This window comes from Streptomyces sp. NPDC017056 (assembly GCF_044332485.1).
Classification (GTDB): domain Bacteria; phylum Actinomycetota; class Actinomycetes; order Streptomycetales; family Streptomycetaceae; genus Streptomyces.
Genome location: NZ_JBIRPD010000018.1, coordinates 170,718 through 176,717, shown reverse-complemented (window position 1 = coordinate 176,717; position 6,000 = coordinate 170,718). Strand labels below are relative to the sequence as shown.

Here is a 6,000-nt window from a genome sequence, read left to right as displayed (position 1 = left end):
GTCTTGCGTTTCCGACTCTATCAGATCCTCGCGGTCCCGATTTTCGCCGGTGCGTTTCGGCCTTTCGGCTTCTTCGCGGTTCCAACCTTACCAGACCCGTTCGGCGTTTCCGCTTTCCGTTTCCGGCCCCTGTTGAAGCGGGTTTATTCGCGCCTTCCGGCATGATCACTACTTTAGCGGTTTCGCCCGGTGACTCATAATCGAGTCGGCGGTTCGAATTCCGGCACGCCGAAATTGTTCCCGTTCGGGAGCCGTGCAGTAGTGATTGTGTCGCCGGTGTGGCGTGAGTGGCTGTCGCGGTGCCTGTCGGCTCCGTGGCAACCCGGAGAACACTACACGAAGGATCCACTCTGGAAGACCCTCGGTGCTGATTCTGGGTCAGGTGGGCCAGGAGTGGATGCGGTCGGCCGGGTCATAGCCGTCGTGTAGCCGGCTTGATGACCGTGGCCCACGCGTTGCCGCAGGTCGGAGGAGTGGAAGGCGAGCGGTACTCGGCTCGGGAGGCGGCTTATGCGGTGCGGTCGCCCGGCCCGGCGTGCTTTTCGAAGCCTCCGCAGACCCGGGCCTGGCCACCGTCCGTCGCTCTTTTGTGAAGTCGCACCGGGTGTCAGCCGCCGGGGAGGGGCTTGGGGTGGCGCTTGAGGACCTGGGCGGGGTGCTCCTCGTCGGTGGGCCAGAGCACCACGTGGTAGCGGTCTTCGCCGTCCAGCCCGTCCTCGGAGACGGTGCGCAGGCCGTGGGAGTAGATGCGCACGGCGTAGGTCCCGGGGGCTAGAGGAATGCGGGGCAGCTCGTCGTCGAAGCCCAGTGCGGAGATCAACAGCCATCCGGAGGGGAGCGCGAGACTGGCCTGGGTGACGTGGTCGGCCTGCTGCAGCTCCGCATCGTCCTCGGCCGGCGGTGTGCGGCGTACGTCGACGGTGACGGGAACAGTGAAGGGGCGGGCGGCTCCGGTGCCGATGATGCCGGGAGCAGTGTTGATCCAATCCTCCACCAGCGGGCCGAACCATGCGGGGTCGGGTTCGCCCAGGTCGGCGTTGTCGTCTTGGATCAGCAGGGTGGAGTAATGGGCGAGGACCTCGAGTTCGTGGTGGGAGAGCAGGGCAGGGTCGTTCGGGGGCAAGGTGGGACTCATGTGGAAGTCGGCTCCGTCGGGCAGTGCGTACGGGGGGCTGGGCGAGCGGCCGCGGAGGTGCATGCACTGCGCGGCTTTTTGGACGGCGAGGTGGCCGTCCTCGTAAGTGCCGCCGAGGGTGGACCTGCATCAGGGGCCAGGCACTGGTCGTACGCGAGGGCGCCGTGGCGGTCCTGCCAGCTGGCGGCGAAAGCGTTGTCCCCGCGCGCGTCGGAGCGGCTAGCAGCCATTATGCCTGGTCTTTCAGACCATCTCGTCGAGGACGGTGCGCTCGGTGGTCCCATGCCCACTTGCCCGTCGGTGTCGAGGGCGTACTGAATGCCAAAGAGGTCCTGGGCGAAGTACGGCAGTCCGCCGGTCAGGTTCTCGTGGGTGTGTTTCTAGGTCTGCGGATCGTTCCAGTCTCAAGGACCGGGCCCGGTCTGCGCTGCCGGCGCGTAGGACCCGCAGGCCGGTGCTGCATCGTTACGTCGCCGCCGCTGATGGGGAGAAGCGGCGGGTCCCGGCCCCGTCACCGACAGGCAGTCTGCAGGAGCGCGGGTCGTTTCAGGTGAAGCGTTGGGCTGCGGGGACGCTGGTCGGGGTGCGTCCATGCCTATTGGCTCGAGCCGAGGGCGTTGAAACGGCCCCTGGTCTGTATGGAGACCTGTCCCTTCCGACCCGTCGACGGGTCGGTCCCGAAGCAGGAACCAGGCAGAGGTCTGCCAGCGGCCAGTGCTGTCATCGGATCGTGAAGTCGCTGCTCTTACTGCCCGCTCTGCTCATGGTGTTCGTCGTGTCGACGGCCGGTGTTTGACTGCTGGGGCGGCGGGCCAAGGTCCCTGCCTGGATGGTGACTGTGTTCTCGCTGGCTGGGTGGCTGGCCGTATTGGCCGGCGGGATCCTTTCGCAGCGAGCTCACGGGGCCCTGTTTCCGGAGACGTGCCCGTGCCATCGCACCGGTACTGCGGTCACGCAGTGCTTCCCGCCCGACTCGTTCTGCCTGCACGATGACGGGGAATTGCGGACGGTCAACGGACCAACCGGCAAGTTCGTGTTCTGGACGGCCTCCGGCGCGGCCGTCGCCGTGTCGGCAGCGGCCCTCCGGCGACATGCGTGGATGTCCCGGCGGTGAATAAGCGTGAAGGTCTCAGGCAGTGAACCCGACGTGTGCCACGGAGTCGTCGTTCCGGTCGAGGCCGGACAGGCTCTCGGTCACGAGGTAGCGTGCTACCAGGCGAGCAGGGAGTCGGACAGGCGACCCTCCAGCGGCGGCCCTTGGGCGGCGTGGTGGACCGGACCACCAGCGGCCAGGCATCGCGGCGTCGCCCGGGGCGGGCCGATCAAGGTGGTCCCGTCGACGGAGTTGGCCAGAGGGGGGAGCCGCCCGGCTCGGGCTACCCCGCCAGCGGAACTTAACCGGGTACGTTCCGGGTGCGGGGGCCATCAGCTGCCGGTAGCCGTCGCGGACGCCGAGGACCACGGTGGCAACACGCCGCTCGTGGGCGAGGTGTGCAGTGGGGTGAGGAAGCGCGGCCATCTGCTCCAGCAGCCCACTTAGTACCGCTGTATGGGCGTGACGTATTCCTGCGGCAGCCGGGTGCCGGGCTCCGTGAAGAGCGCTTGCCAACGGCCATCGCCCGGGCAGGGCTCGGCGGACGGGACGACAGCGACTCTGGGGCTGCAGTTTGATGCCGCTCTGCAGAGTGACGCACCGCTGCTCCCCGTCAGGCGCGGGTCGGCGCCGCTGCGGTGTATCACTACGCTCCAGTTGTCGGGGGCGTCGGAGTGGGAGGTGTCCCAGAACAGCACGTCCCACCGCGGCTCTCGGCCCAGGCGAGCAGCCCTCCGTGCTCGGGTGAACGGCGTACCGCTCCGGCTCAGGCAGGTCGCGCAGTGCGATGTGGTGCACGCGGTGCGGCGGGTATCTCGCAGCCAGGTGCCGTAGCCGAACGTTCCGGCCTCGAGCACGGCGCGTGGGTGGATGCACAGGTACGTGCCGAGATCCGCTGGGCCGCAGACGTCCGCGAACTGCTTGACCTCCGACGGCAGACCGGCGTCGGGACCGGGCCACGCCTCGATCGCCGGCCGGCTCGACGGGGCAGAGCGGGCGCCTGGGATCGAGCGTGGTGAAGTCGGCTATTCCGAGGACATGATCCCCAGGCTGTCCCGCGGTCGGGAGCGGACAGCCGCGGGGAGGGCCATGTGCTGAGGCCGCGGCGCTCGCGTAGCGCGCATCGCCGGTCAGGGCGTCTGTCCGCCTGCTGATGCGCCTCCCGCCACCACACGGCAGGCTCGACAGCAGGCCGGTCAACCTGCGCAGCCGGCACCAGCTTCAGTACGGTCTCCCAGGCCGCACACGTCGCACAGTCGCATAGAGGCGGCACGACGGATCTTTGCCCACCTGCGCCGACCGTACGCGGTGCCACAGACACGCAAGCCCGCCTGCCCCGGGCCCCGCTCCGTCCCTGCCGAACGGGCCCGCAGGCCATCAGGAGGCCCAACGCCCGCTTCAGCGTCCCGTCACACAAGCTCCTCCACCCCGGTCCTGCCGCCCTGCTGACTGAGCACCCCTACAGCGAGACCCGCACCGTTGGGCCCGCGCCGAAGTCACGGCGACGGCTGGCTGCGCCAGACGATGACCCCCGCCACGGCGCGCGGCACCCCCGTACCCGCTGGGGTGGTAGACCCGGCACCCGCATGCGTACCGGCACCCTGTCACTCAGTCGTTCCATCGTTTGCGTGCGAACGCGGCCGGTCCGGTCACCAGCGTGTGGGGAGGCACGTCCTTCGTGACGACGGCTCCGGCGCCGACCACCGCTCCACGCCCGATCGTGACACCGGGGAGGACCGTGACCGCCGCGCCAAGCCACGCGCTGGCCCCGATCGTGATGGGCGCCCGCGTGATGAACTCGCGCCGCTCCGACGCTGGAAGCGGATGATCCGAGGAGATGAGGCTGGTCTTCGGGCCGATCAGGACCCCGTCGCCCAGACGAATGCCGCCCTGGTCCATGAAGGTGCAGCCCTGATTGACGAATACGTGCTCGCCGAAGTCGATGCCCAGGCCGTGGTCGGTATAGAAGGGCGGGTAAACAGTGACGGAGCCGGGAACCGGCTTGCCGACGATCTCGGACAACAAGGCGGCGCGCGAGGCCTTGTCGTCGAAAGGCAAAACGTTGAGCCGCGACGTCAGCGTGCTCACGTACTCGATGCGTTCGGCTACCCGCGCGAACTCGGGAGTGCGAACGTAGAGACGGTCTTGATCAGGCATGGGGTTCCTCACGAAAGGTGCTTGGGTCGGAGCCGTGGAGCGGCACCGCCGGGTGCGGCGGTCGCTCGACCCCAGATTGACCGGCCTCATGGAAGCCACCGGCCGCATGAAAGCCATACGCATGAAAGCCCTACTCATGTAAGCCACCAGGTCACGCCGGAATCAAACAACGATCACAACGGACACGATCAACCATTGGTTGTCCGCCCAGAACGGGCAGCAGAGACGTCGCTGCCGCGCACCCCCGAGGCGTCGCAGACGAGCGGGAGCACCTGCCCCGATGGCCGGGGCCCGGCATTCCGCGACCGGTGCATGGCGCACATGCGGCGGAAGAGGCGGGGCAGGCAGGCACACAAACAGGCAGGCAGGCAGTCGGCTGTTCGTTCGGTTCCGGCCATCATCACTGCCATCGCATGCGGCTGTCTGTGACCCCCGACAGTGTCCTGGGTCCTGTCCAGCGTCGCAGTTCAGCGTTGCATCGCTCGTGTCACCGCTCACGCGCATGTGACCACCGGGGCTGTGGCGCATTCGCGTTGTCTGAGCGGCAGGCGGGGGTGAATTGGTGAATGCGGTGGGCTTTGCTTTGGCTTCGCATGCAGCAACCACGTGACAGCAACGGGGAGATGAGTGGCTGGAAACGGAGATGCTCTGCGCGGGCCACGACGGCCCACCATTGCCCGCTATCGGGATCGTGGCGTCCCTGACCTGCATCATCGATTCATCCGTGACGCCAGGTCGCACGACTGGGAACCGGCCGAAGTGGTGCGCCGGGCCCTGCGTGACCGGCCCGGGTCCGCCCCTTTCTCCGAGCTTTCCTGGCGGCTCGCCAGCGGCAGCACGTACGCCGAACAGGTCGGCATGGACATTGCGGCCGGGCTGTTGCGCGAGTGCTCCGAGGGCGACATGAAGCTGGTGCTCGCCACGGCCGTGGCTGACGAGGCGAGACACTCGGCCGTCTTCCACCACTACGCACACGCCGTCGCGGGATCCGTCAGAGAGCCCGGGCAGGCCCAGCAGGAACTGTCGCGGGACCTGTGGTCCCTGGACGACTACACCGCCCGCTTCCTGGCTCACACCCTGGCCGAGGGGTTCGCGGCTGACGAGTTCCGGTGGTTCGTCCCGGGGCTGCGCGAGGACGGCCTCGGTGAGGTGTACCGACTGGTGCGCAGGGACGAGTCCCGCCATGTCGCTCTCGGCATGGCCTACCTCACCCGCGGCCCCGGCGCGGAGCAGCTGCGCCGCTTACCGGCCGACCTGCTGCTCGCCAGCGAGCAGATCGTGCTCAAACACAACGACGTGGACAGCCTGGCCTCGCTGGTGCACCGTCTCCTTCCCCAGACGCCGACGGGGCAGGTCGCCGCCTGGATCAGAGCACGGCACGCCACCCGGATGCGGGTGCTCATGAGTGTCCGGGACGACCGAGCAGAACTGTCCCGGCGTCGCAAACACACACAAGAGTTCCTGGAGGTCTGATGGAGATCAAGAAGGTTGCGGTCCGGGCCCAGACGAAGGCGGCCGACAAGTACAGCGTGGCCGTCACCCGCCGTGTGAACGACAACGCCAAACGCTAACCCGCACCGAGGCGGCCGTACCGTACGGTACGGCCGCCTTGTGA

Annotated in this window: 3 protein-coding genes; 1 reads left to right on the top strand and 2 read right to left on the bottom strand. The window is 68.0% G+C overall.

Going from position 1 to position 6,000, the window contains the following annotated elements:
* Window positions 1-607: 607 nt before the first annotated feature.
* Together ACH4OW_RS29510 and ACH4OW_RS29505 are read right to left on the bottom strand one after the other, a co-directional pair.
* On the bottom strand, window positions 608-1,135 hold the full coding sequence (locus ACH4OW_RS29510; RefSeq protein WP_398030782.1) for a hypothetical protein: 528 nt from the start codon (window positions 1,133-1,135) through the stop codon (window positions 608-610).
* Window positions 1,136-3,836: 2,701 nt separating this feature from the next.
* On the bottom strand, window positions 3,837-4,385 hold the full coding sequence (locus ACH4OW_RS29505; RefSeq protein ID WP_398030781.1) for a DapH/DapD/GlmU-related protein: 549 nt from the start codon (window positions 4,383-4,385) through the stop codon (window positions 3,837-3,839).
* A gap of 759 nt (window positions 4,386-5,144) precedes the next feature.
* Here ACH4OW_RS29505 and ACH4OW_RS29500 point away from each other — a divergent pair.
* Entirely contained in the window at window positions 5,145-5,858 is a 714-nt protein-coding gene (locus ACH4OW_RS29500; protein WP_398030779.1) for a ferritin-like domain-containing protein, read from the top strand.
* Window positions 5,859-6,000: the final 142 nt, after the last annotated feature.